Consider the following 24,218-nt stretch of genomic DNA (forward strand, 5'->3'; position numbering starts at 1 on the left):
AAATTATACTTATTGGAAGACTATTGAATAAGCATAAGGATATATCTAGCATTCTCCACACCATTAGCAGCTGCTTTTTGATAATACTCAATAGCTTTTTCCTTATTATATTTCAAGCCATCATCATCTTCATCAAAATATATATTAGCTAATTTGTAATATGCTCGGCCATAGCCTAATTTAGCTGCTTTTCTAAATTCTTTTATTGCTTCAGGATATTCTTTCATATCATAGAAATATTCACCTAGATAATATATAGCTTCGACTTTACCATTCTCAGCTTCTTTCTCTAATTTTGCTCTATCAACATAATTATCTTTTACTGCAGACTCTTTTAAGGCTTTCATTTTCTCTTCAGTTGTTAACTCTTTTTCTACTTTCTTAGTAGTTTCAGCTTCAGTAATTTTATTAGTTATCGGAATAGATGAAACTGTCGTAGTAGGAGTAGCAACAGAAGCTATATCTTTTTGATCTGTTACTATATTCTTTTTAGAAAGATTTTTAAATTGTCTTATTTTTAGAAACTTATTAATAAAACTGATCTTTGCAATATAGTAATCATTATTTTTATCAAAACTTTTGTTTAAATCTATCAAGCTATCCCATGAAAGTTTATTTGAAGTAGTAAATAAATTACTTATATATTTTGATGTATTGTTATCTTTAAAATAATCAATATTTACTAAGCTTTTCTTAGTATTATTATCTAGTAATTCAATATCTGCTTTATTAACGTCTAAAGCTTTTGAAATAAACTCTCTAAAATATTCTTTATTAATAGTTCTATAATAAAAATAAATTAAACCTTCATTATTTAATGAACTCTTATTAGCACTATTATTTATTATATTGACTGTATTTTGCTTTCTAACCTGAGATTCATTTATTATCTTCTCAGCAATTTGAGATTGTTTATAATTTTGTACTTCTTCATTAAGCTTATCTGTAGCTTTTGCTTCAGACAACTTATCTGTTATTAGAGTAACATTATCTTTAGCATTTTTTGCAATTTCAGGATCTTTACTTTTTTCAAGCTCTTTCCATAAATTTAGAGCTTTTGAATACTCATTACTATTATTAAACCTATTAGCTTGTTTAACCAAAGCTGGCTCATAACCTTGTACTGCTGCTGCTTTTAATAATGTATCAATTTCATCTTCGTCATCAGATGAAAGTTCACCTTTTTCATACAATTCAAACAACTTATATAATAGAACTGGATCTGTATTAAAAATAAGATCTGGATTTTGATCAAAGAGTTTAACTAATTGCTCTAAAGCAGGTTTATAACCTTTTTTATATGCTTGAACTAAATATGCTCTAGCTTTAGCATTATCTTTATTTACCCCATCGCCATTCATATATAAGATAGCTAATTGATAAGCAGCTCTAGCAGATCCTTGACTCAAAGCTATATTATAATTTTTATAAGCTTCTCTATAATTAATACTAGTACCTAAACCAAATTGGTAAGCATAACCTAAATAATATCTATCTGAAGTAGTAGCTTTACCATTTTCATCTAACTCTTTTAAAATCTCAAAAGCCTCATTATAGCCATCACTTTTCCTAGCTTGGATATCATTTATAGCTTTAGCATAAGCCTCTAAATAAGCCTTATGTGTATGACTTAAATAAAGATTAACTCCCATACCACCAAGACCAAGAATTAAAATAACTAATCCTACTATAATTGATTGTTTTTTAGTTAAGCTCTTTCTTGCTTTTTTCTCAACAGGATTCTTATCTTTTTTTCTCTTTATAATCATATTCTAGATTTACACTAAATAAATTGATAGACAATCACTATGACATTATATAATAGTAATCAGCTGCATTTAAGAATTATCAGCATTTTTATTTTTAATAAGATCTTCTAAAGCTTGTTTCTCATCTAAAACAGTAGCTGGATCTTCTAAAGAAATCTTTCCAAAATGTCCATTTCTAAAATCATGAATAATAGTTTTTGCTGCTTGTTCAATATTATTATTTGTCTTTAAACTTGCTATTTCTTTTAGAATATATTGAGGATGTTTATTCTCAGTAACTATATTATATCTATTAGTAAGCAAGCTAATATTCTTAGAATTTAAAAAGTTTATTAAGAAATTTGCTGTAGAAATATAATCCATTGCAGTATCACGAATAGAACCAATACATGCAATTCTATACCCTGACTGCTCACTTTTAGGACTTGGAAACATAATTCCTGGAGTATCAAATATTATAAATCCTTTTTCAATATCTGTCCTTTGTTGCATTTTTGTTACTGCAGGCTCATTTCCCGTTTTTGCAACTTTTCTACCTGCAAGTTTATTAATCATAGTCGATTTCCCAACATTTGGAATACCAAATATAATTGCTCGAATAGGTTTTAAAACAGTTCCTCTATTTGGGAGTTGTTTTTTTGCTAAAGCTACTATTTTTTTTACAATATTTTTATCGGTAAGTGTATCTACTGCTATAGCATTACCTTTATAGTAGTTTATCCATTCTTTAGTTATTTCCTTATCTGCTAGATCATTTTTTGAAAGTATCCTGATAATTGGCTTATCGCCAACTATATCTTCTAAGACATTATTACTGCTAGATTCAGGAATTCTTGCATCAACTATTTCTATAGCAATATCAATTTGAGGCATTTTTTTTCTAAATTCTTTAGTTGCTTTATGCATATGCCCTGGAAACCAATGTAACATGAGTAGATAAAAACCGTAATTCTGATATATTTATTAATAAGATATTTTATATATAAGATTTATTTATGCAAAGTTATATCCTTAAAGGTGCAAAAGTATGCTTTGATACAGAAATAAAACATTCAGATATTTTAGTAAAAAATGGCGTTATCGAACTAGTTCAAGAAGATATAAAAAAAGATTTATATAATTTACCAGTAATTGAATTATCTAGTGACGATTATGTTTTACCAGGATTTATAGATATTCATATTCATGGTTCTAATGGTGCTGATGTTATGGATGGATCTTTTGAGTCTTTAGAAACTATTTCAAAATCAATATACAAGCATGGTGTCACAAGCTATTTAGCGACAACGATGACTGCATCATATGAAGATATTTTGAATTCTATGCTAGCCATCAAAAATTATAATCAAAAAATTATAAAAGATAGCGCTAAAATAGCTGGTATTCATTTAGAAGGTCCTTTTATCTCTCCAGGAAAAATAGGTGCTCAAAATCCAAATTACTTACAAGATGCAAATTTAGATAAACTCAATACTTGGAATATTAATTCAGGAAATTTGGTTAAAAAAATAACCATTGCCCCAGAAATAAAAGGAACTAATGAAATAATAGACTTCTGTAATAAGCAAAAAATTATTACATCAATTGGACATACAGCCTGTACAGCTCATCAAGCTCTAGCTGCTATAGAAAGAGGGTGCTCTCATGCAACACATCTTTTTAATGCTATGAGTGGTGTTGATCATAGAAACCCAGGAGCAGCTACAGCAATTTTAATGTCTAAAAAAGTTTTAGCAGAATTAATAGTTGATGGTGTACATCTACATAAAGATACTGTCAAATTTGCTTATGAAATAAAAGGAACCAATAACATAGCTCTTATAACTGATGCTATGTCCGCTCAAGGGTGTGCGGATGGTTTATTTGAGCTAGGTGGTCAAAAGGTTATAGTCAAACATGGTGAAGCAAGACTTGAAAATGGAGTGCTTGCTGGAAGTGTTTTAACTATGAATAAAGCTCTAGAAAATATGATCAAATTTACAGACTGTAGTTTACTAGATGCTGTCAAGATGACTAGTACAAACCAAGCAAAATCATTAAATTTAAAAGGTGGACAAATAAAAGTAGGGTATAATGCTGAATTTGTTATTTTAGATAAAAATTATCAAGTAAAACAAACTCTAAATTAAAGGTTATAAATGAAGTTTTTAGTTTTAGACACCTCTAGTTCTTTTTGCTCTGTTTCATTAAGTGTGGATAATAAAATTTTTTCACAAACAAGATTTATTCCAAGAGAGCATAATAAATATCTATTACCAATGATAGATGAAGTTATTAAAGAAGCTAATATAGATAAAAAAAGTATAGGTTTCGTTGCTTATGGCGTTGGTCCAGGAAGTTTTGTTGGAGTAAGATTAGCTGCTTCTGTATGCCAAGCATTTGCGGTAAGTTTAGATATTCCTGTAATTGGTTTTTCAAGCATGTTTGCTATCGCGAAAAGTACTACTACTGATAATGATAAAGTAGCTGTAATCCTTGATGCTAAAATGGGAGATTTCTATCTAGGCTTTTATGATAAGAGTAAAGATAAGATAGTTTCTGAGCAAGTTTATAAATTAGATGAATATTCTCCAAATATGCTGGATGGTTATCAAACAGTTGGAGAAAAAATAGCTCAAATTAATTTTGAACCAGAAATAGATGAATTTAATTTAGATACTAGGTTTTTAACAGACTATATTATTAGTGAATATTATAAACATAAAAAAGAAAATAAACTAACTCATGAAACTTATCCTGTCTATCTAAGAGGAACTTCACACTGGGCTAAAAAAGGGGAGTAAAACAAATATACTATCTTTAGTGTGTTCCATTTTAGATTATAGAAAAACTTTATAGTAAAATTAAAAGTGAGTTTTACCTCTTTAGACTTTGAAGTTATTACCCATACTTTAGTTTCTCCTAGAAGTAACAGTACTTTTAGAGATGTTACAAAATCTTGTAATATGGCATTTTATTCGGATCTAATTAAACTATCTAAACAGGCTAGGGACTTGGTTAGAATAGTAGTAGCAAATATTCAGTCTAATTGGAAACATAACGTAACCTCAAGTACTGAGACATATGTTTGTGCTGATGGTTTAATAATGTCTGGAGTAGCATTACGGGCTGATATAGTAAAATAAGTGTTATTTTATATTTTTAACTAGCCTAAAATAAATTTTATAGGGTAGTATTTTTATTAGCTTAAGTACTAATGTAAATTTCTTTGTAAAATGAATTTCAAAGTTGGAACTTACTAAACCATTTAAAATTTTATCTGCAGCAAATTCTGGTGTCATTAAAGCAGGCATTTTAAAGTCATTCTTATCTGTTAGTCTTGTTTTTACAAAGCTAGGATTTATTAGCTTTATATTTAAATTTTGATTTTCTGCTTTAAATGATTCTACTAAGTTTATAACAGCAGCTTTTGATGCTGCATAAGGCTGAGACTTAGGTAAACCAATATATCCAGCTACACTAGCCGTGATTGCTAATTGACAATTTGTATTACTTTTTAAATACGGTAAAACAGCATCTATAAGATAAAAAACCGCATTAAGATTTGTATTCATTGTGTTTTGGAAGTTCTCTAAGCTTATATTCTCAATAGTAGCTGGCTCATAATATGCTGGTAGATATATTATTCTATCTACAGATTTTCCTAACGCCTCATTAGCAGCTTTTATAAACTCATCATACGTTGATACATCAAAAGCTACAGTTTCAGCTTGTGTATTTAAACTTTTAGCTAAGGCATCTAACTTATCTTTAGATCTAGAAGATAGAATAAGCTTAGCACCTAATTGATCTAGCTTTAAAGTAAGTGCCTTACCAATACCATCAGTAGCTCCAATTATCCAAATTCTTTGATTTTGATAATATTTCTTAAGCTTTTGCATTAGGATTATTCTCCTTTTTCATAAAGAGCGTTAATGAGCCAACTTTTATTCCAAATTTCCTAAATGTATTTTTATTTATAAGAACACCATTATTCATCAGATACATCCAGTCATCAAAGTTTATAGTAATCTCTTTACCATTTACCGGAACCTTCATCTGATATTGCCAATTCATAGCATTACCTTCAAGTGTTATATTCGCTTTGCCTATAACATCATGAGTAGTTGCTTCATAGTGATTATCATCTATTTTTGTGATTTTCCAGATCCTATGATCTTTGCTTCCATCATAATATGTCATATGCTCATCAAAGGTTCCTTCATTATCCTTCCAGCTAGCATCACCAGAAAACTCAAATTGCTTAACAACTTTACCTTTCCAGTCTTGAATAATACCAGTTCCAGCAATATGTCCTTGTAAATACTCTTTTAGATCTAGTTTAGGACCCATGTCTTTATACGATTGGATATTTGTTGAGCATCCAAATAAACTGATAGCCATAATAATTACTCCCAATTTTGTTATAAGTTTTTTCATAATCCTCTTAGCCTCCTAGAATGTTCTGGGCTAGATGTGTCATCACTTAGCCATATTTCAAAAAAGTAGGTAGATAGCTTTTTATCTTTTATTTCTCCTAGTAATTCATTATTGCCTGAATAAATATATGCATAGCCTTCATCAGACATATAACCATACAATATATCTCCTTTTTTTACATCGGGAATCATACCTGAAAATATCTTTCTATAATCTTGTTTCTCAGTCTTTGTAAGAGAAGGGTGTTGTAAACTTATTTCCTTTATAGTCTGACTGACAATGCTCTGACCAGACAAATTTCTAAGATATGATATTCTTAGTAAAAATGGTTTATCCCAATCAAATTTACCATTTGTTGTAAAAAGCTCAGCATCATAAACATCAAAGAACCATTTTTGATAATGGACTTTGCCTACGAGCTTATCATTTTGTCTCTCTATGCTAGAAAGATCTAGTGCCCATGAACATATAGGAAAGAGAAACATTAAGATTAATAATCTAGTTGCTAATTTATTCATGTGTTATCTCCAGCTGCACAACATTAGTACGACCTTTTTCAAATGAAGCACTACAAGATAGTAAATAAAAATCCCACATTCTTTGGAATCTTTTATCAAAACCTAATTTTAAAAGCTCTTGCTCCTTGTTAGAAAAAGTTGCCTGCCAGATATCTAGAGTTTTTGCATAATCTTTAGCAAAGAAATGTTTATTAGTACATTTTAGGCCAACTTTTTTTAACTCTTTTTCTATCTGCTCCATAGATGGTAGAAAACCACCAGGAAAGATATAGGTTCTTATCATATCCGTACCTGAAGCATATGACTTATAAAGTTTGTCATCAATCAATATACTTTGAATAATAATCTTACCATCTTGTTTAAGTAATTCTTTTAGCTTTGAAAAATACGTTGACCAGTATTCTCTACCTACAGCTTCTATCATTTCTATAGAAACAATATAGTCATACTTACCTTTCTGGATTCGATAATCTTCTATAACTATCTCAGCATTTTTACCCTCTAGTCTTTGCTTTGCATACTTATGCTGCTCTTCAGATAAAGTTATTCCTTTTAGCGAGTAATCTCCATAATTTAAAGCCTCTTCAGCAAAGCCACCCCAACCACATCCGACTTCTATGATACTTCCTGATTTTTTATCAAATCTTTCTAAAATATTCTTATACTTATTTGATTGAGCTTGTTCTAATGACTCATCTTGATCTTTGAATAACGCTGAAGAATATGTCATTGTCTTATCTAACCAAAGCTTATAAAACTCATTACCTAGATCATAGTGTTCACTAATATTCTTTTTGCTTTGTTTTATCGAATTTCTCTTAGTTAAATAGCTTAGTTTTTGTAGCCATTTATTTAATAATGATGGCTCCAGATAGCTATCAAAAGCTTCATAATTATCTAAAGAGAAAAGAACTAAATTCTTGATATTTGAAGTTTCCCAATATCCATCTCTATAGTCAGCAGCAAAACCTATATCTGCTTTAAACTTCAAATTTACTATAGTACGCCAGTCTTTAAGTAATATATCTGCTGACACTCCAGAGTACTTACCTTTTTTATGTACTACTTCTCCTTCTGGAGTAGTCAAGAATATCTCACCATATTCAATATTATCTAAAATTTTAAAAGCTTGTTTTTTTACTAGTTTCTCAAACATGGCTCTTACTCAAATTTAACTTGTTTGTTAACTATATAATACGATATGAAGATTACATGAACATTTCTAAAACATTAAATTTTGTTAATGTTCTTCGCTATAGAGATAGTAGATTCTTTTTGTTGAGGCTTTGGAATGTACTTAAGACCTTTTATAAATAGCTTTAACGCTTGATAATGTATTAATGTTATAACTTTTAGTGTTAATAAAGGAACCTTAAAAAACTGCTTTATAAGATTTATATTTGTAAACTCTTTTAATTTACCATCTATTGAAGTTGCTAACTCTAGTTGATCCTTATTGTTAAAGTAATTAATAATTATTCTAACTTTTGAGTTAGTCTGTAGATTAATATCAAAGTTAAACTTATAGTAGCCTTGTCTTTCAAAGAAAGGGGAGACATGAAACTCCTTATTAGCTTTAAACCAATTTTCTTTAGTTATATGTGAGTCAATATCATAACAAACATAGCTATGTGTTTCTTTAAATGTATTATTTACTTCCGCAATTACTCCAATTATATGATTATTATCTAAAGCTAACCAAAAGCTAACAGGGTTAAATAAATAGCCTAAAACCCTAGGCATGGTTATTAAAGTAATGTCTGTATATTGTATTTTATTTTTATCAAAAATCTCTTTTGCCCATATAGTAGATTCTTGAGTATTCCTATAGCCATGATCTTTGTTATAGAAGCTCAAAATATTAAATCTATCAATACTAAAAAATGCCTTTTTACACTTTTCTAAATTAGACATATTCAGAGCTGTATAGTAAGTTCTATATTTAAAATAGTTAGTTTTTGGAATAGTTCTCTTATGTGAAACTATAGCATCTAAAATATAGCTTTTTCCTAATCCCATGGTATTTCAACCTTTAGTTTTTTAGCAACATTAACAGCACTTAATATTCCATCCTCATGAAAGCCATATCTTAGATATGCTCCACAATAATATGTATTTTGAGTCCCTTGTATATCATCAAATTGTTTCTGTGCTGAAATTGCTTCTTTATCAAATACTGGATGCTCAAAAGTATGTTCATTTACGATCAATTTTTCATCAGGTCTTCTATCAGGATTTATTGTAACAAAATAGTTATTTGTAGTTTTTAAAGGCTGTAAATTATTCATCCAATAACTTAAAGATATAGCTTCTAGGCTATCTTTGATTTCCTCATTGAGATATACCCAGCTTGACCATGCTGATTTTTTCTTTGGCATAAATGATATATCTTTATGTAAGATAGCTTTGTTTTGCTGATACTTAATACTAGATATTAATTTCTCTTCTAATTCAGTAGGATTTTGTAAAATCTCTAATACTTGATTCGAATGACAAGCAAAAATAACTTTATCATATTTACTTAAATTTCCACTCTCATCGATAATTGATACTTCATTTTCTCTTATAACAGATATTGCCTTAGACCTAAATTTCACATTAGAAAGCTTTAGAGAATCTATTAGCTTTTTAACATACATCTTGCTACCACCATTCACTGTATACCACTGAATTGGCTTAGAAGTTCTTAGTAATCCATGATTATTAAAGAATCTAATAAATGTTAGGGCAGGGAAGTCATACATTTTTTTTATAGGAGTACTCCAAATAGCCGCACCCATAGCAAGAAGATAATAGTGTCTGAACCAGCTTCCTACATTTATAGTATCAAGATACTCACCTAATGTAACATCTTCTTTTAAGGAATTATTTTCTAAATGATTTATAGATATTTTATTAAATTTTAAAATATCCATAAGCATTTTAATAAAGCTAGGTTTTAAGATATTTAACTTTTGTGAAAATATACTTTTAAAGCTCTTAGACCCATATTCAAATTTTCCATTTTTTATAGATACTCCAAAAGACATATCACTTTTTTCTATTGATACATTTAACTCAGAGAATAATCTAGTTAGATGATGATAAGTTTCATAATTGAAAACAATAAAACCAGTATCTACATCAGTATTATCATCAGTTGTTATTGTACGAGAATGTCCACCATAGTAATTTTCTTTTTCATACAAAGTAACATCATATTCATTTTTTAATAAATAGCTCACTGCTAAGCCTGATATACCACTTCCGATTACAGCAACTTTTTTCATACTAACAACCAAAATAGTCTTTATTACTATAAAGGTTAAAAAAAATAATCAAAAAAGAATAGTTAAAAAAAGTTAATGTAATTATCTTATAGGAAGCTGAATTTTTATTATTAAACCTACCGGATTATTATTTTTAGCAGTAATTTTTCCACCATGTAGCTCTATGACTTTTTTTACAAGAACTAAACCTAATCCATTGCCTTTAGTAGATCTACTATTTTCTTCTCTAAAAAATCGATTAAATATATTTTCTAAATTTTCTTCTTTAACCCCAATACCTTCATCTATTATTTCTAATATATAGAAGTTATTTTTTTTATATGAATTAATTAAAATTGTTGTTCGTTTATCTGAATATTTTAATGAGTTATCTAGGATATTTATAATACTTTGAAATATAAGGCTTTTATCTATGCTAATTTCTATACTTTTTATATCTTTTATTAAAGCTATTTTCTTATCTTCCATCATGGGCTGATATAACTCTATAGCATCATCTATAACTTTTGCTATATCAAATTTTTGCTTATCTAATTTTTGTCTACCATGCTCTAAATGATTTATTTTTAGAATGCTATTAAATATATCTAATATATGATTACAGTTGGCTAATGCATTATAAGTATTTTCTGAAGGATCTGTTTTATCTAAATCTTCAAGTTGGTTTTTTAACCTTGTTAAGGGAGTTCTTAGATCATGAGCAACACTATCTGAAACATTTTTTATATCTATAAGTAATGTCTCGATATTTGCTAATAAAATATTTAAAACATGAGCTAAGTTACTCAAATCATCCCATTTTACATTTACCTCTATCCTACGACTTAGATCTTGAGTATTTACTATTGAAACAGCTGTATTAGCAATTTGATTTATTTTTTTTACTACGAATACACTAATTAAAAAACTTATTATGACTACAGCAAAAGTACTTAATATAGCTATAGATAAAGGTATTATGTGTAAATATATTTCAGAGGAAGAAACATAAAGAATATAGCCCCAAGATGCTAAACTAAAACTTAAAAGGATTGTAAATAGCATAGCCATTTTAAAACTAGAGCTTATAACATATCTTCTTTGAATATTATTAGTCTCTATCTTTGATGACATACCCAAAACCTCTAACTGTTATAATCAAATCAGGTTTATCATTTATATTTAGCTTATTCCTAAGTCTAGATATATGAACTTCTACAACATTAGTTTGTGGGTCAAAACTATAATCCCAAACCTCTTTTAAAAGCATATTTCTACTAACAACTTCATTCTTATGCTTTAGCAATAAGTGTAATATTTTATATTCTCTAGCTTGAAGAGGTATATCGATACCATCTCTAGTTACTTTATGAGCTATTTCATCAAGGATAAGGTCTTGACAGATTATTTTTGTAACTTGTTGAGTCGCCATAGAAAGTCTTCTACAAATTGATTTTATTCTTACAATAAGTTCATCTATAGAGAATGGCTTAGTTATATAATCATCACTACCAGCTTCAAAACCTTCTATTTTATTGCTTGTATCATCAAGAGCACTTAGAATTATCACAGGTGTTTGAATGTCTTGCTTTCTAATAATCTTAAGTAAAGATATACCATCTAAATATGGCATCATACAATCAAGAATTATCACATCATAGTTATTTGTGGTTATTAAAAATAAAGCTTCTTTACCATCATTGGCAATATCACTATCTATATTATGGCTACTTAAACTTTTATATATAAAGTCAGCTATTTGCTTATCGTCGTCTGCGATTAAAATTTTTAATTTTTTACTCATTAAAAGATTTTATTTTCTTTCTACTATCTAAAGAAGATTATGCTACAAATAAATATTAATTTCTTAATAATATTGAAAACTTAAACGGAACTTCTGCATAGAATAAAAAATATATTTTTTAGTATATTCCATTTTAGATTATAAAAAATTTGGGGCTGTCCTAGATAACTAAGTTATGTTAGGATGGTTTTGATGAGAAGAAGTAGGTTAAGTTCATACAAACAAGACAAGTTAATAGAGTTATTTATAGCAGGAAGTACGGCACGAACTGCATCAGAATTAGTATCAGTAAACAAAGACTACAGCCAGCTATTATTTTCATAGATTAAGATTACTTATTTATCAAAACAGTGAGCATTTAGAAATGTTTGCTGGAGAAATTGAAGTAGATGAAAGTTACTTTGGAGGAACTCGTAAAGGAAAACGAGGTAGAGGAGCTGGTGGTAAAATTCCTGTATTTAGTTTACTTAAACGTAATGTGAAGGTATACACAGTAATTCTTCCAGATGCTAAGAGTTGATACTTTACTACCAATAATTTGAGTTTAAACATTACAGAATTAATCATAGTAAGTTATTTGCTAAAAAGCATAATCATATAAATGGTATAGAGAATTTCTGGAATCAAGCAAAGAGACATTTAAGAAAATTTAATGGTATTCCTAGTTCCTAGAGAGCATTTTTACTTGTTTTTGAAAGAGTGTGAGTGGAGGTTTAACCACAGTGACTCTAAGGAGCAGCTAAAGCTAATTAGACACTGGGTTAGAGAGAGTTTAAAGTAAACTTATCTAGGATAGCTCCAAAGTAATTAATTTAATAATATTTATTCCAAAATAGCACTAGAATAGGCTAGAAGTGACCGGAAAATAAATCAGTCTTAAAACCTTTGTTTTCAGTATTTTGAGCTATATATAATTTTTTGTATACCATGATATTGTATTAACTTATTTGTTTAGATGTTTTTTCTATAAGATCTATAATATTTTGATAAATTTCAGATTTATATTTATTGTCAGTATTTAAGTCTTGTTGAAGTTGTTTTGCAATAGGTAATATTTTACTAGCAATATTTTGTATTCTTTTTATACAATAAGAATCTTTGAAGCCAATAGACTTGCCTAGTTCTATAAAGTGTATTTTTTGTATCTGGCAGAACTTATATTTACTATAAACCTTCATTGATATTTTAGCCTTTTGATATGGCTGCCCATAAATTATAGTTGATAAAATATCATATAAAGGAGCAAGCTCTATTTTTGAGTTTCTATATAATAGTGAAAAGTTTTTTGCATGAGCATCGCCATTTCCTATTAAAAAATTGAAAATACTAGCATCAAACAGAGCTACTTTATTAGTTAGCGACATCTTACCATGTTTAATAAGAGTATTTATTAATTCAAAACAATCAATAATAGAAGGTCCACCCTCATTTTGATATTTAATATCTGGTTCAATATCCATAGCTTGACAGAAATCTTCTTGATGAAGTCTAATAATTTTTCCATCAGGAGAGACTTCTCTATCATATCTCTCTACTATATAAAAAGGATTATTTTCTAACCAAATAATATCTGGCTTTGAAGTGTTTAATCCCATAGCAATAGCTAATCGCATACAAAAAAACTCATTAAAGACAGTATCATTTAATTCACTAATAGCTGGTTTAATAATATGAGTAGATGGAGTATTGTGCAGAGGTATAGCAACTTGATTATCTACGAAAGAAATCATCATCTTATCTTGAGCACCAGCTCCAGAGATTCTAAAATCATCTTCACCAATAAGTAAAGGACGAACTTTTAGCTCATTAAAAAGCTTATAAGCTTCATCGTTCTTTAAAATACGATAATCATTTTTTGTATAATTATCGACTAACGGTTGACCATCATATACTGAAATAGCACCAGCACATTCACCACCAATAGCTTTGAGAAGCTCAAAAGTATTCTTATTAGAAATATGTAAATATTTTGCTAATCTTGATCTAGCAGGCTCATCAGGTAGTAATCCAGAAAAAAATGGGTGAACTACATTATGCTTATATTCGTTTTTAGATAAAGGAATACTTATGGATATAGGTTGAGCATTCTCTAAATCTAAATATTCTTTTGAATAGTTAAAGCTTAGTTTTGAATCTTGTTTTTTTAAATATCCAATATGTATGTCTTTTAAATAAACATTTAGTTGGTTAGACATTATCAATCCTCCATCCAATCACAGCCAACAGAAATTACCAAACCTAAACTACTAGCAAGTTGTACAACTTTTCCAATATGAGCCGTACTTTTACCATTTTCGACTTCACCTATAAATCTAGTTCCTAGTCCAGAAATGCCAGCAAGATCAGCTTGAGTTAAGCCTTGTTTTTTTCTAGCTTTCCTAATTAATAAACCTAGGTCTTTACTATCAAATATGTTTTTTTGCATATCATATTCCCCATCGGTAAGAGTCTATACAGTAACTTCAAACAAATTAACAATTTATTACCGTACGGTATTATTATATACGCTTTTCATATATTTATCTCTAAATATTACCGATAAGGAATATTTTATATAGATAATAGATGAGAACAATTTTGTTGTGTCAAAAGCGTGACATCGTGATAATGCTTAATAATTTAAGTATGTATAGACATATCCATTTATCCAAAGATTGTGACAAAACAAATAATAGAACTTGTGAGAATATTTGAAATTTTTAATTTCTAATATCCACAACAAGTAAAGACTGAAGGTACTATCTAGACCTAAACATTTTGTCAAGAATTAATATTGTGTTTTCTTGACATAGTATATGAAAAAATGGGTAAAAGATTTCATTGGATTAACTTTAAAGATTATAACAGACCGCAAATTGACTTATTACAAGACTGTAGTCCATGTAAATTTAAAGAGCTAACTAACTTACTGTTCCCATCTTTAAAGATCAAAGATACAGACGCTAACTATTATGCTCAATTCTCTAGAGATGCTAGATAAAACTACTAGGAGAAAGAGTTAGATGGTGTTAGCTGTATGTATGATCTACATAAAAAAAGTATTTGATAAATATGGTGAAGAATCTTTATCGGACAAGGAGAAGCTAAATTAGTGCAAACAGATGTGCTTAGATATCCAAGTGATACTGAATATCCAACTCTTATACAAGCAAAGCGTTATCAATCAGACACAAATCCAAAAGATGACGACAAAAACATTATGGAGGCTTTATGATTGAGACAAGAGGGCGGAAAGATCTAATTGAGCAGGGTAATAAAAGAATAATGCTTGCATTAGATTTTCTAGCTGATGAAGTTTATACAAATAGACAAATATTAAAAGAGGTTACTGGTATAACATCTAATCAAGGTATAAGTCATTTTATTAAGAGATTAGAAAAGCTTAACTTGGCTAAAGAAATAAACTTACCAAGTGTAGAAGAACCTAATAAAGCCTATAAGATAATTGGTATCACTTCACAAGGTATGGCTGAAACTAATCATCTTGATAGAAGAGGTTTTGAAATAAGCAAACTTAAACATAGTCAGCTATTGCATAAGTTTCTATGTCAGCAGATACATTTACAAGCTATTAAACAAAACCATAGATTTATTAGTGGTAGATGGCTAACTGATGAGTGGTTTGGTGGCAAAAATGTCAAACGACCTGATGCTATTATCATTACTCAAGAGAACCAAAAGATAGCTATAGAGGCTGAGCGAACAATAAAGAGTAAATATCGCTATCAGCAGATAATAGTTCAATATCTAAAAATGATAAAAGCTAATCAGATAAACAAAGTTAGATATGTAATGCCAGATCAATCTAAGGCTCAAATGGTTGAGAAAGCTATGAAATCGATAAAGTCAGTTACTATATCAACTAACTGACAGAAGCGACAATTTAATCTAACTCATGATGTTTGGCAGTGGTTTGAGTTTAAAACTATACAGTCTCAACAATAAAGGGACAATCCACATGTTCAGTGAATTGGCATTGGAAGTTTTTTAGATAAGCATTTATATTTTCATTGATTATGAACTTGGTTTGATTAGGTTTATGATTTGAACTAGCTTCAATAGTATGATCTTCTACATTTGAGTAGTAGACACAAATCAAATCACAAGTACCATCTTTACAATTTGCTAATGTGGCCCCTTTGAATAGTTGAGGAGATTCTGGAAATCCAGATGGATTTTTATCAAAGCCTACCCATGTATGTTTAATATTATAATAATTAGTAGTTGCTACAAGCTGATTATTTTCTTGTTTGAAATCTTCTGATGCAGGACAGAAATATCTACTAGCAAAAGCACTAGCTTGTGAAATTGTAAGCAATAGAATAATTGCTGTAAAAAGTCTTGACATAGCGTGCAAAATTATTGTTTAAATTTGAATAAAAATTATATACCATTTAGTTTAATTTTGTTTTAAGAAAATTAAAATTATGCATAGTGGAATATATTCATTTTGCCAGATTGCTAACTTCAACAAAATAGCAGTAGACCCTAAACAAATAATCCACGAATATGCAGAGCCAGATGGCAATATTTCAGAAGTCAATCTTTTAAGGGCAATCAAGGCTCAAGGCTTTAGGGCAAAGGCGGTTGACTTAAAAACAGAGTATTTCAATCCAAGAACTTTCCCTGTGATTTTGCAAGATAAACAAGACGAGTATTTTATTTTAGCAGCTATAGCTAACTCCTTATAAAACTAGTATGCATAAGATTACTCCACAGAGCATTTATATTTTCTATATAGGCTTTTTTATTAAAAATATCAGCAGCTACTTTGGGTAGTTTGTTTAGAGACTTAATATCTTTGAATATTGGTCATAAAGTATCTGGCATAGTTAGAATGATACAATTGGGTAGAATTTCTATAATCCAGTCATTTGTTTGGCTTAACCTTGCATGTTTGGCAGTATCTGTATGAGAGCAGCTATGTGCCACATTCTTTGAATGTTTACACGTTTGATCTTCACAGCGCAACAGTGGTGATACTCTCTAGCACGAGAACCGCAACTAAGCATTTTGACTATAGACTCAATGACTCCATCTCTTATTACATCTTCTGTTTTTTTCGTATAATTCCACCAACCATTCTTGGTTTGGAGAAGCTCTTGGATTTTACTTGGCAGTCGGATAGGGGTGAAATATAAATCAAACGAAGTTGATTTATATTGTATCAGAAAGGTATAGATTGGCTAGGATAAAAGTTGCCAACGTAGTTGGTTACCTTGAAAAGTTCCTGTGATTTGTTACTATTGATAATAAAAAAAGAATATAAATTATGCCAAACCTATTAATTTCAAAAGAAATAAAGTATAAAAATCTAAATAATATTCCTTTTGAAACGGATGATTTAGAATTTGGTCCAATAAATATGAATAGATATTCAGAAATTATCTTAGATATTGTAGAGAATATAAATAATGTTAAAATAGAGAATATTAAGTATGGTGAAATATCATTAGGTTCAAATACTTTATATATAGATGATTTATTTTATTGTTCTAATTTGCATCAAATAGTTATTTCAAATTTTAATCGTATAGAACTAGCTATAAATTATTATTTTAATCTATCTCATGATTACTTATCTTTTTTAGGAAAAAAGGATCACCAAGATTTTAAGAAAATGTTTGATAAATTATTGAAGATGGAAGATGAGTTAAATGTCGTTCAAAGAGTTGCTTGTTATATTTATTCTACGGATTTATATTTTTCTAATATAAATAATTATCTTCGAGCATACTCCCTTAATAATATTTTTAAAGAAATAAATGTACTCAATAATGATAAGGATAGCTTACTATTCTTTTTATTAACAATAATATTTCTTTGTTCAGCATGTAATTCAAATAATACTATGAATCTCTCATATAGAATTGAGGAACATTCCAAGCTCCCTCCAAACATTATAAAAGATAGAGAAAAGCTTTTTCTGAACTCTTTTGAAGGTTTTATAAGTACATCTTTTGATCCTTTTAATATGTTTTTTTATGAAAAAAATAGAAATTCACATAAAGAGTCAATATTTATTTATCCTAGAGGAATAAATATGCAGTCTTACTCACTATATGCAGGAGAAAAAGAACTCTTATTATTACCAGCTAACATACGTGCAGGTCAGGGGTATTTAAGGAAATGTATAATTCCTGAGGGCGAATCTAAAAACAAACATTTACATGTCAATTTATATAAACTTGTTGAAAGTCCTTCATTAATAGCAGCGGAAATAAATCTTGATAAGCAAACTATATTAGATATGTATAAAGATAGAAATATATTGCTAAATTTCATGATGAAAGATCTATCTCATATATCTTATAACAATATTGTAGATCACAAACCTTTTAGTACGTACTTTTTTTCTGAAGAAATGCTTCAAACATTAGTTAGTTTAAAATTAAATACAAAGTTTTCTACATATGATTTTGAACTAATGATTAAAAAACTTAAAAATTTTAATATGATAAATCAACAAAATATTGACAATATATCAAAATGGACATCAAAGAAACAATGGTTTGAAAAAATTTAGGGAGTATTTGCGGATAATAACTAGCTAATTGTAAAAAAAGTGTGAGAAAAAAGCGCCTCAAACTGGCTTTGTTTCTTAACCAATATTTTAACAAAAGAGCTATACTAGATAACTAAGTTAGTCGCCGTCAAGTTAACTTATTCAGTTTAGAAAAAGCCTAAATGCTTAATTTTAGATACAGCACCTCTTTAGCAGCTTCTCGCCAAATACTGATAGCTTCTTAAACTTATCTTTATGTCTTCTGTGCTCAGCATCTGTCATATATTTTATTGGCTTTGTATAACTCGGAAGCTTATTCGTAACGATTACCATAGGTAACGGATAAGATTTAAGAACTCTAGGTAGGAAACCTACTTGCAGCCTTTTTATTTTTTCGCTTTTGTAGAAAAAATACATCTAGTCCAAAGCCTTCACTATCAATAGCTCTCTATAAAATAAACTTTTCTTCAACATCTCTATAGCTCATATTAGATCTATGGTAGATCCACATAGCATAACTAATGATTTCTATAGGGTAACGGTATTTTTTAATACTATCCGTAGAGATGGAGAAGACTTACTAATTAGTTTTGATAGCGATCCATTAGGCTCAGTAATAGTAGATGATTATTTTACTAGTCAATACACTAATCAAGGTTTAGAGATAGATGCTAATGATGGATTTGCATTAGATTTATCAGTTAACTCAAATAAGATAGCAGAGCTATTAGCAGCCTCTGGAGTAGATGACATAGATATGGATGGAGGAAGTGTAGATGGTACAACACCAAACTACTACTAAACTAAGTTCATCTGAATTAGCTGATCTATGGTTGCCTAAAGAGAGTGCTTGATAAAAATAGGAAAAAGTAAAATATAACTTATGAATAAATTAAGTAGAGAAAGCCTTTTTGATATTTTAAAAGAGTTTGTTATCTTACACGACTTATATGATCTTTATTCTGTTTAAGATAATAAGGTGAAATAACCTTATTTTTCTCAGATAACTCTAAAAAAAAATGAATTAAAGTATCACAATAAAAATAATATTTTTACTTTATTTTTAAGTTTATTTATTACTTTTGTCAAAGTAAGTAAATAATCAAGCTATCAAATAAACCCCATAGGCTAGAGTTTCTCAATATCATCCGCCCTTAGTTGTAAGCAAGGCGTAATGCTTCGCATAAATTAATAGTTAGAAACACTATTGTAAAAGATTTATATAACCCAGCGGTCATCTAAATCTACTAGCGTTTCAGATATTTAAAATTCATATAGATAAAAAAGTAAAACAAATTGTTACATATTTGTTACCTGTCAGTTTATAGAGTTTTTGATTAACAAGGCTAAAAGTGTTTATATTATTGGTACTCGCAACTGGATTCGAACCAGTGACCCCTACCATGTCAAGGTAGTACTCTAACCAACTGAGCTATGCGAGTATTCGAAGTTTCATTATAGTATTAATTTTTCTAATGTCAATCCTACATAGGATTGGGGCAAAATAATTTGTACTTTAAATAAAAAAAATATATTATTTCCATCTATTTTTTAAAAAATACTGTTCTGTGAGTAAAAAATTTCTAATAACTACTTTTATGCTTTTAAGTATATTTAGCATATCTTTTGGTAGTAATGATGAAACAAATATTTCTCCAAATAATATTAATACTGATGACTCTAATAGCATTACCTCAAACTACTTTATAAAACCTTTTGCTAGTACATGGAGTTCCTTGACAAATGAGGATGATACTTGGGGACCTGAAAACAGATCTGGTCAATGGCACTTAGGAGTTATGGTTGGTAGCAGTATTCCTGCCTATAATGGTGTAATGCGTGGTCCAATGGCAAATGTGATGATTATGCCAGGTTATAATTTCAATAAATATTTTGGTATTCAATATAACCAAATGATGTCTTTAGGAGGCACATTTACTGGGATAGGTGAGGGTGTAATTATGATCCCAACAGGAACTATGGTTATGCCAAGCTTTGCTGGAGGAGCTGGCTGGTCAAATCTTTCTGGTCCTGTTAAAGGCGCATGGGATGTTGGTGGAGGTCTTAACTTCGTACTCTCAAAACATCTAAATGTCGGCGTTATGTACAGATATATTGAAACAGTAGGTCCTGATCCTGTAGCAGGTGGTGGTATGCAGCAACCAAATGCAAAAGCGGCAATGAGTATGGTATCTGCAGGTTTTACTTGGTTTTTTGGACAAAATAAATAGATTTATGTCTTGGTAAAAATGGATTTTTACTTAGCGATTGTTATTTTTATTGATTAAGTTATTATAGTCCTTATATTTTTTATATTTTTATAATCATGCAAGATAATCTATTTTTTGTAAGTTGCCCTAAGGGGTTGGAACTTCTTTTAAAGGATGAGTTAGAAAAGTTAGGTATTTTTTCTCAAGAAAAATTAGCTGGTGTAGAGTTTGAAGGATCTATAGAGGATGCTTATAAAGTTTGCATATACTCATATTTAGCCAGTCAAGTAATGCTTAAAATACAAACTAGTAGAGTCAAAACTCAAGAAGAGCTATATGACTTTGCTAGCTCTATAAATTGGGATGAATATTTTTCCGTTGAGAAAAGCTTCAAGATCATAATATCTGGTAGTCATTATGATTTCAATAACTCTATGTTTATATCACAAAAGGTTAAAGATGCGATAGTTGATCAGTTTAGAGATAAATATGATATCAGACCAGATGTTGATCAAAAGACTCCTGATAATGTAATTAAAATCCATTTGAATAAAGAATATGTAAATATTTTTCTATGTATAAATAATGACAGTTTACATAGAAGAGGTTATAGAAACTTCCAAGGTTATGCTCCACTAAAAGAAAATTTAGCTGCAGCTATCCTTATTAAATCAGGATGGTTAGAGCAATTGCAAAATGAGAATCCTGTATTAGTTGACCCAATGTGTGGTTCAGGAACTATACTTATTGAAGCTGCGTTGATGGCTAAAAATATTGCACCGGCATTATTAAACCCAGACTTTAAGGTTTTTGATTCAAAATTACATGATCAAAAGCTATGGTCTAATTTATTAGAAGAGGCAGAGTCTAAAGTAAAGTGTTCAAATGCAATTATCCAAGGCTATGATATTGATAATTACATATTAGAAAAAGCTAAGAAAAATATTGAAATAGCTGGATTAGAAGATGTAATAAATATCAAACAGCAAGATATTAGAGATATTAAAAATATTTTTCCAACAGATGGTGGTTTAATGATTATGAACCCTCCTTATGGAGAAAGACTTTTTGGTGATAGAATCCCTAAATTAATTGATTCATTTACTCAATTCGATAAAGCTCTTGAGAAAGATTTCGAAGGTTGGAATATTGCTATAATCACAAGCTTTTATGATTCAGTAAAAGAGCTTCAATATAGGGCAGTTAGAAAAAATAAATTTTATAATGGTGCTATTGAGGTAGTCCTATACCAATTTAATATTAATAAAGAATCAAGATTTAAACATGAAACTCAATTAGAAAAAAATATTAGATTAGCAGAATATTCAGCAGAAAAATCTGATGAGCATATAGCTTTTGCCAATAAACTTAAGAAAAATCTAAATAATTTGAAACCTTGGTTAAATCAGAGTGATATAGAATGTTTTCGTTTATATGATGCAGATATACCTACATTTGCTATAGCAGTTGATGTTTATGGTGATAAAGTTTACCTACAAGAATATAAAGCAGATGCTACTATTAATCCTCAAATAGCTAAACAAAGATTTTTTCAATCTATATATCAAATACATAATATACTAAATATCCCTTATGAAAATATCTATACAAGAGTTAGACAAAGACAAAAGGGTGCAAATCAGTATGAAAAGGCTGATACAAAAAAAGAATTTTACGTAATAAAAGAAGCAGATGCTAAATTTTATGTAAATTTTACAGATTATTTAGATACAGGTATTTTCTTAGATCATCGAAAAATTAGGCAATTAGTTGCCAAATCTAGTAAAGATAAAACTATGTTGAACCTTTTCTCTTATACTTGTACAGCAAGTGTTCATGCTGCTTTAAATGGAGCAAAAACTACAAATGTTGATATGTCTAACACATATCTTGAATGGGGTATGAAAAACTTTGATCTAAATACTATTGATAGATCTAAACATAGTTTTATTCAAGCTGACTGTATTCAATGGCTAAAAAACAATAAACAAAAATTTGACGTTATATTTTTAGATCCACCAACCTTTTCTAACTCAAAGAGAATGGAAGATATTTTAGATGTACAAAGAGATCATGAAATGCTTATAAATCTAGCTATGGAATCTTTAAACAAAGATGGTGTTTTATTTTTCTCTAATAACTATCGTCGTTTTAAAATGGCTCAAAGCATTATTGATAAATATGCTTGTGAAAACATAGACAAAAAATGTTTATCTAGAGATTTCTTATCAAATAAAAATATCCATAATTGTTGGGAAATTAGAAATAAATAATTGATAAATCTACATTCTTTTTAGTTTTTACTGACTATTAGTAAATTATCTTTTCTAAGATATGATAAAATTTAGCTAGTTTTAAAGTTTAAGATAAGTCTGATGAATAGGTTTTCACAAAATTTATTATATTTAGGTGTTTTACTAGTTGTTTTCGCAATATGTGCTGTTTTATTTTATACAAATGAACCAATAAAGCCTCATGGCGTTTTTTTACCAGCTCATGATATAAGGTTGCCAAGCATAGATCCAGATAATGTAAAAGCTTTTGATTTAAAATATAGCCAAAATAAACTTTATAAAGGTGAATTTGATAATGCTATAGGATCTATTAGAGCTTCTATAAACGTTAAAAATCCTCAAGATTTTGAAAGAGCGTGCAATAAAGACCTAGAAGAAGCTGTTAGGTTAGCAGCTGCTAATGGTACGAATACTGTAAGATATATGTGCTTTTTTCCAGAAGGGCAGTTAAATGAATTAAGTACAGTTAATCTTCAAGCTTATGCTTTTAGGGATTAGTTATTATGAAAAAGCTGGATATAGTTTTTGCGGGTACTCCGGACATATCTGCACAAGTATTAAAAGATTTATATAAGACTGAACACAATATTAAAGCAGTTTTAACTCAACCAGATAGAGCAAAAGGCAGAGGAAAAAAAGTTCAATACTCTCCAGTAAAAGAAATTGCTCTAGATCATAACATACCGGTTTTTCAGCCGTTGTCATTTAAAAAGAATCCTGAAGTTTTAGAAGATATAAAAAATTTAAATCCTGATGTAATTGTTGTTATTGCATATGGAATTATTGTTCCTAAAGAATTTTTAGATATTCCAAAATATGGTTGTTTAAATATCCATGTTTCACTTCTACCAAGATGGAGAGGTGCTGCACCAATACAAAGAGCAATTCAAGCTGGAGATAAAAAAACTGGAGTTTGTATCATGCAAATGGATGAGGGTTTAGATACTGGCGACATTCTAAAAATTTTAGAAATAGATATATTAGATACAGATACTTCACAGACATTACATGATAAATTTGCAAAGCTTTCTATTAAGCCATTGCTAGAGGTTTTAAATAATATTGAAACTAGCGAGCCTCAAAAGCAAAATGGTGATATTACTTATGCTCATAAGATATCAAAAGAAGAAGGAAATATTGATTTTTCTAAGAAATCAGCTGAAATAAGCTGTCAAATAAGAGCATTTACTCCATGGCCATCAGCATATTTTATACTAAATAATGAAACAATTAAGGTTGGAGAGTTTGAGATATTAGACTCTAAAATTAATAGTAATAACTTTGGTGAGATTTTGGATATAAGTAAGAATGGCTTTGATGTGGCCACAGCCGATAAAGTTATTAGATTCAAGCAATTACAATTTCCTGGTAAAAAAATGCTCAATATTGCAGATATATTAAATGGTTATAAAGATTTGAAAAATTATATAGGTAAAAAAGTAGGTTAATAT

The 24,218-nt window shown here is 29.1% G+C and carries 26 protein-coding genes, 1 tRNA gene and 1 pseudogene; 14 read left to right on the top strand and 14 right to left on the bottom strand.

Annotated elements, in window-relative coordinates; genetic code table 11:
* Window positions 1–20: 20 nt before the first annotated feature.
* Together KX01_RS05810 and ylqF are read right to left on the bottom strand one after the other, a co-directional pair.
* Window positions 21–1,769 carry a tetratricopeptide repeat protein gene (locus KX01_RS05810; protein ID WP_071664091.1) on the bottom strand — a complete coding sequence of 583 codons (1,749 nt, stop codon included), beginning with the start codon at window positions 1,767–1,769 and terminating at the stop codon, window positions 21–23.
* 69 nt (window positions 1,770–1,838) lie between these two features.
* Window positions 1,839–2,699 carry a ribosome biogenesis GTPase YlqF gene (ylqF, locus tag KX01_RS05815; protein WP_071664092.1) on the bottom strand — a complete coding sequence of 287 codons (861 nt, stop codon included), beginning with the start codon at window positions 2,697–2,699 and terminating at the stop codon, window positions 1,839–1,841.
* A gap of 65 nt (window positions 2,700–2,764) precedes the next feature.
* Between ylqF and nagA the strand changes: the two genes are divergently transcribed.
* The 3 genes from nagA (at window position 2,765) to KX01_RS05830 (ending at window position 4,894) form a co-directional block, all read left to right on the top strand.
* Window positions 2,765–3,898: an N-acetylglucosamine-6-phosphate deacetylase gene (nagA, locus tag KX01_RS05820; protein WP_071664093.1), complete on the top strand. Its 1,134-nt coding sequence runs from the start codon at window positions 2,765–2,767 to the stop codon at window positions 3,896–3,898.
* Between the two features lie 9 nt (window positions 3,899–3,907).
* Window positions 3,908–4,552 (top strand): tRNA (adenosine(37)-N6)-threonylcarbamoyltransferase complex dimerization subunit type 1 TsaB, encoded by a 645-nt coding sequence (tsaB, locus tag KX01_RS05825; RefSeq protein WP_071664094.1) that lies wholly within the window; start codon window positions 3,908–3,910, stop codon window positions 4,550–4,552.
* A 66-nt stretch (window positions 4,553–4,618) separates the two neighbouring features.
* A complete protein-coding gene (locus KX01_RS05830; RefSeq protein WP_071664095.1) occupies window positions 4,619–4,894 on the top strand; it encodes a hypothetical protein in 276 nt (91 codons plus the stop codon).
* Window positions 4,895–4,897: 3 nt separating this feature from the next.
* On the opposite strand, the gene KX01_RS05835 is transcribed toward KX01_RS05830, so the two are convergent.
* From KX01_RS05835 to KX01_RS05870, 8 genes are all read right to left on the bottom strand, one after another.
* Window positions 4,898–5,650, bottom strand: coding sequence for an SDR family NAD(P)-dependent oxidoreductase (locus tag KX01_RS05835; RefSeq protein ID WP_071664096.1), 753 nt, complete (start codon window positions 5,648–5,650; stop codon window positions 4,898–4,900).
* Complete coding sequence (locus KX01_RS05840; protein WP_071664097.1) at window positions 5,637–6,188, bottom strand: DUF3833 domain-containing protein; 552 nt, start codon at window positions 6,186–6,188, stop codon at window positions 5,637–5,639. Before KX01_RS05840 ends, KX01_RS05835 begins: the two co-directional genes overlap by 14 nt.
* Window positions 6,185–6,706, bottom strand: a complete 522-nt coding sequence (locus KX01_RS05845) for a chalcone isomerase family protein (protein ID WP_071664098.1) — start codon at window positions 6,704–6,706, stop codon at window positions 6,185–6,187. Before KX01_RS05845 ends, KX01_RS05840 begins: the two co-directional genes overlap by 4 nt.
* A complete protein-coding gene (locus KX01_RS05850; RefSeq protein WP_071664099.1) occupies window positions 6,699–7,862 on the bottom strand; it encodes an SAM-dependent methyltransferase in 1,164 nt (387 codons plus the stop codon). Before KX01_RS05850 ends, KX01_RS05845 begins: the two co-directional genes overlap by 8 nt.
* 74 nt (window positions 7,863–7,936) lie before the next feature.
* On the bottom strand, window positions 7,937–8,725 hold the full coding sequence (locus tag KX01_RS05855) for a DUF1365 domain-containing protein (protein WP_071664100.1): 789 nt from the start codon (window positions 8,723–8,725) through the stop codon (window positions 7,937–7,939).
* A complete protein-coding gene (locus KX01_RS05860) occupies window positions 8,716–9,975 on the bottom strand; it encodes an NAD(P)/FAD-dependent oxidoreductase (protein WP_071664101.1) in 1,260 nt (419 codons plus the stop codon). Before KX01_RS05860 ends, KX01_RS05855 begins: the two co-directional genes overlap by 10 nt.
* Window positions 9,976–10,056: 81 nt before the next feature.
* Window positions 10,057–11,088, bottom strand: coding sequence for a sensor histidine kinase (locus KX01_RS05865; RefSeq protein WP_071664102.1), 1,032 nt, complete (start codon window positions 11,086–11,088; stop codon window positions 10,057–10,059).
* Complete coding sequence (locus KX01_RS05870; protein WP_071664103.1) at window positions 11,066–11,758, bottom strand: response regulator transcription factor; 693 nt, start codon at window positions 11,756–11,758, stop codon at window positions 11,066–11,068. The genes KX01_RS05865 and KX01_RS05870 overlap by 23 nt, the downstream gene beginning before the upstream one ends.
* 192 nt (window positions 11,759–11,950) lie before the next feature.
* Between KX01_RS05870 and KX01_RS09310 the strand changes: the two are divergent.
* Window positions 11,951–12,539: pseudogene (locus KX01_RS09310) on the top strand (transposase).
* A 157-nt stretch (window positions 12,540–12,696) separates the two neighbouring features.
* On the opposite strand, the gene KX01_RS05885 reads toward KX01_RS09310, so the two are convergent.
* Together KX01_RS05885 and KX01_RS05890 are read right to left on the bottom strand one after the other, a co-directional pair.
* Window positions 12,697–13,953 carry a type II toxin-antitoxin system HipA family toxin gene (locus tag KX01_RS05885; RefSeq protein ID WP_071664104.1) on the bottom strand — a complete coding sequence of 419 codons (1,257 nt, stop codon included), beginning with the start codon at window positions 13,951–13,953 and terminating at the stop codon, window positions 12,697–12,699.
* A gap of 2 nt (window positions 13,954–13,955) precedes the next feature.
* Window positions 13,956–14,183, bottom strand: coding sequence for a helix-turn-helix transcriptional regulator (locus KX01_RS05890; protein WP_071664105.1), 228 nt, complete (start codon window positions 14,181–14,183; stop codon window positions 13,956–13,958).
* A 345-nt stretch (window positions 14,184–14,528) separates the two neighbouring features.
* On the opposite strand from KX01_RS05890, the gene KX01_RS05895 reads away from it, so the two are divergent.
* From KX01_RS05895 to KX01_RS09550, 3 genes are all read left to right on the top strand, one after another.
* Window positions 14,529–14,738 carry a hypothetical protein gene (locus KX01_RS05895; RefSeq protein ID WP_071664106.1) on the top strand — a complete coding sequence of 70 codons (210 nt, stop codon included), beginning with the start codon at window positions 14,529–14,531 and terminating at the stop codon, window positions 14,736–14,738.
* Window positions 14,739–14,849: 111 nt separating this feature from the next.
* Window positions 14,850–14,972, top strand: coding sequence for a hypothetical protein (locus tag KX01_RS09580; RefSeq protein ID WP_269556685.1), 123 nt, complete (start codon window positions 14,850–14,852; stop codon window positions 14,970–14,972).
* The gene (locus KX01_RS09550; protein WP_232223318.1) at window positions 14,969–15,628 is read left to right on the top strand and encodes a TriL protein; all 660 of its coding nucleotides are present in this window, start codon (window positions 14,969–14,971) and stop codon (window positions 15,626–15,628) included. Before KX01_RS09580 ends, KX01_RS09550 begins: the two co-directional genes overlap by 4 nt.
* Before the next feature lie 55 nt (window positions 15,629–15,683).
* Here KX01_RS09550 and KX01_RS05905 read toward each other — a convergent pair whose 3' ends face one another.
* On the bottom strand, window positions 15,684–16,106 hold the full coding sequence (locus KX01_RS05905) for a hypothetical protein (RefSeq protein ID WP_071664107.1): 423 nt from the start codon (window positions 16,104–16,106) through the stop codon (window positions 15,684–15,686).
* A 79-nt stretch (window positions 16,107–16,185) separates the two neighbouring features.
* Here KX01_RS05905 and KX01_RS05910 point away from each other — a divergent pair, with 79 nt between their 5' ends.
* The 3 genes from KX01_RS05910 (at window position 16,186) to KX01_RS05925 (ending at window position 19,065) form a co-directional block, all read left to right on the top strand.
* On the top strand, window positions 16,186–16,449 hold the full coding sequence (locus KX01_RS05910; protein ID WP_071664108.1) for a cysteine peptidase family C39 domain-containing protein: 264 nt from the start codon (window positions 16,186–16,188) through the stop codon (window positions 16,447–16,449).
* 581 nt (window positions 16,450–17,030) lie between these two features.
* Window positions 17,031–18,284: a hypothetical protein gene (locus KX01_RS05915; RefSeq protein WP_071664109.1), complete on the top strand. Its 1,254-nt coding sequence runs from the start codon at window positions 17,031–17,033 to the stop codon at window positions 18,282–18,284.
* Between the two features lie 475 nt (window positions 18,285–18,759).
* Window positions 18,760–19,065, top strand: a complete 306-nt coding sequence (locus tag KX01_RS05925) for a hypothetical protein (RefSeq protein WP_071664111.1) — start codon at window positions 18,760–18,762, stop codon at window positions 19,063–19,065.
* A 563-nt stretch (window positions 19,066–19,628) separates the two neighbouring features.
* Here the strand turns inward: KX01_RS05925 and KX01_RS05930 are convergent.
* Window positions 19,629–19,705, bottom strand: a tRNA-Val gene (locus tag KX01_RS05930).
* Between the two features lie 126 nt (window positions 19,706–19,831).
* Here KX01_RS05930 and KX01_RS05935 point away from each other — a divergent pair.
* The 4 genes from KX01_RS05935 (at window position 19,832) to fmt (ending at window position 24,215) form a co-directional block, all read left to right on the top strand.
* Window positions 19,832–20,494 (top strand): hypothetical protein, encoded by a 663-nt coding sequence (locus KX01_RS05935; protein WP_232223319.1) that lies wholly within the window; start codon window positions 19,832–19,834, stop codon window positions 20,492–20,494.
* A gap of 95 nt (window positions 20,495–20,589) precedes the next feature.
* Entirely contained in the window at window positions 20,590–22,746 is a 2,157-nt protein-coding gene (gene rlmKL / locus KX01_RS05940) for a bifunctional 23S rRNA (guanine(2069)-N(7))-methyltransferase RlmK/23S rRNA (guanine(2445)-N(2))-methyltransferase RlmL (RefSeq protein WP_071664112.1), read from the top strand.
* 102 nt (window positions 22,747–22,848) lie between these two features.
* Complete coding sequence (fvfA, locus tag KX01_RS05945) at window positions 22,849–23,265, top strand: Francisella virulence factor A (protein ID WP_071664113.1); 417 nt, start codon at window positions 22,849–22,851, stop codon at window positions 23,263–23,265.
* A gap of 5 nt (window positions 23,266–23,270) precedes the next feature.
* Window positions 23,271–24,215 carry a methionyl-tRNA formyltransferase gene (gene fmt, locus KX01_RS05950; protein WP_071664114.1) on the top strand — a complete coding sequence of 315 codons (945 nt, stop codon included), beginning with the start codon at window positions 23,271–23,273 and terminating at the stop codon, window positions 24,213–24,215.
* Window positions 24,216–24,218 lie beyond the last annotated feature (3 nt).

Source organism: Francisella frigiditurris (assembly GCF_001880225.1).
Lineage (GTDB): Bacteria > Pseudomonadota > Gammaproteobacteria > Francisellales > Francisellaceae > Francisella > Francisella frigiditurris.

What these genes read in the sequence shown, in the direction of transcription:
- KX01_RS05915 (WP_071664109.1), top strand. Translation starts at nt 17,031, where the DNA reads ATGCCAAACCTATTAATTTCAAAAGAAATAAAGTATAAAAATCTAAAT.
- ylqF (WP_071664092.1), bottom strand. Translation starts at nt 2,699, where the DNA reads ATGTTACATTGGTTTCCAGGGCATATGCATAAAGCAACTAAAGAATTT.
- KX01_RS09550 (WP_232223318.1), top strand. Translation starts at nt 14,969, where the DNA reads ATGATTGAGACAAGAGGGCGGAAAGATCTAATTGAGCAGGGTAATAAA.
- KX01_RS05870 (WP_071664103.1), bottom strand. Translation starts at nt 11,758, where the DNA reads ATGAGTAAAAAATTAAAAATTTTAATCGCAGACGACGATAAGCAAATA.
- KX01_RS05910 (WP_071664108.1), top strand. Translation starts at nt 16,186, where the DNA reads ATGCATAGTGGAATATATTCATTTTGCCAGATTGCTAACTTCAACAAA.
- tsaB (WP_071664094.1), top strand. Translation starts at nt 3,908, where the DNA reads ATGAAGTTTTTAGTTTTAGACACCTCTAGTTCTTTTTGCTCTGTTTCA.
- KX01_RS05885 (WP_071664104.1), bottom strand. Translation starts at nt 13,953, where the DNA reads ATGTCTAACCAACTAAATGTTTATTTAAAAGACATACATATTGGATAT.
- KX01_RS05845 (WP_071664098.1), bottom strand. Translation starts at nt 6,706, where the DNA reads ATGAATAAATTAGCAACTAGATTATTAATCTTAATGTTTCTCTTTCCT.
- nagA (WP_071664093.1), top strand. Translation starts at nt 2,765, where the DNA reads ATGCAAAGTTATATCCTTAAAGGTGCAAAAGTATGCTTTGATACAGAA.
- KX01_RS05890 (WP_071664105.1), bottom strand. Translation starts at nt 14,183, where the DNA reads ATGCAAAAAAACATATTTGATAGTAAAGACCTAGGTTTATTAATTAGG.
- KX01_RS05840 (WP_071664097.1), bottom strand. Translation starts at nt 6,188, where the DNA reads ATGAAAAAACTTATAACAAAATTGGGAGTAATTATTATGGCTATCAGT.
- fvfA (WP_071664113.1), top strand. Translation starts at nt 22,849, where the DNA reads ATGAATAGGTTTTCACAAAATTTATTATATTTAGGTGTTTTACTAGTT.
- KX01_RS05905 (WP_071664107.1), bottom strand. Translation starts at nt 16,106, where the DNA reads ATGTCAAGACTTTTTACAGCAATTATTCTATTGCTTACAATTTCACAA.
- rlmKL (WP_071664112.1), top strand. Translation starts at nt 20,590, where the DNA reads ATGCAAGATAATCTATTTTTTGTAAGTTGCCCTAAGGGGTTGGAACTT.
- KX01_RS05850 (WP_071664099.1), bottom strand. Translation starts at nt 7,862, where the DNA reads ATGTTTGAGAAACTAGTAAAAAAACAAGCTTTTAAAATTTTAGATAAT.
- KX01_RS05865 (WP_071664102.1), bottom strand. Translation starts at nt 11,088, where the DNA reads ATGTCATCAAAGATAGAGACTAATAATATTCAAAGAAGATATGTTATA.
- KX01_RS05835 (WP_071664096.1), bottom strand. Translation starts at nt 5,650, where the DNA reads ATGCAAAAGCTTAAGAAATATTATCAAAATCAAAGAATTTGGATAATT.
- KX01_RS05855 (WP_071664100.1), bottom strand. Translation starts at nt 8,725, where the DNA reads ATGGGATTAGGAAAAAGCTATATTTTAGATGCTATAGTTTCACATAAG.
- KX01_RS05860 (WP_071664101.1), bottom strand. Translation starts at nt 9,975, where the DNA reads ATGAAAAAAGTTGCTGTAATCGGAAGTGGTATATCAGGCTTAGCAGTG.
- fmt (WP_071664114.1), top strand. Translation starts at nt 23,271, where the DNA reads ATGAAAAAGCTGGATATAGTTTTTGCGGGTACTCCGGACATATCTGCA.
- KX01_RS05925 (WP_071664111.1), top strand. Translation starts at nt 18,760, where the DNA reads ATGGTAGATCCACATAGCATAACTAATGATTTCTATAGGGTAACGGTA.
- KX01_RS05810 (WP_071664091.1), bottom strand. Translation starts at nt 1,769, where the DNA reads ATGATTATAAAGAGAAAAAAAGATAAGAATCCTGTTGAGAAAAAAGCA.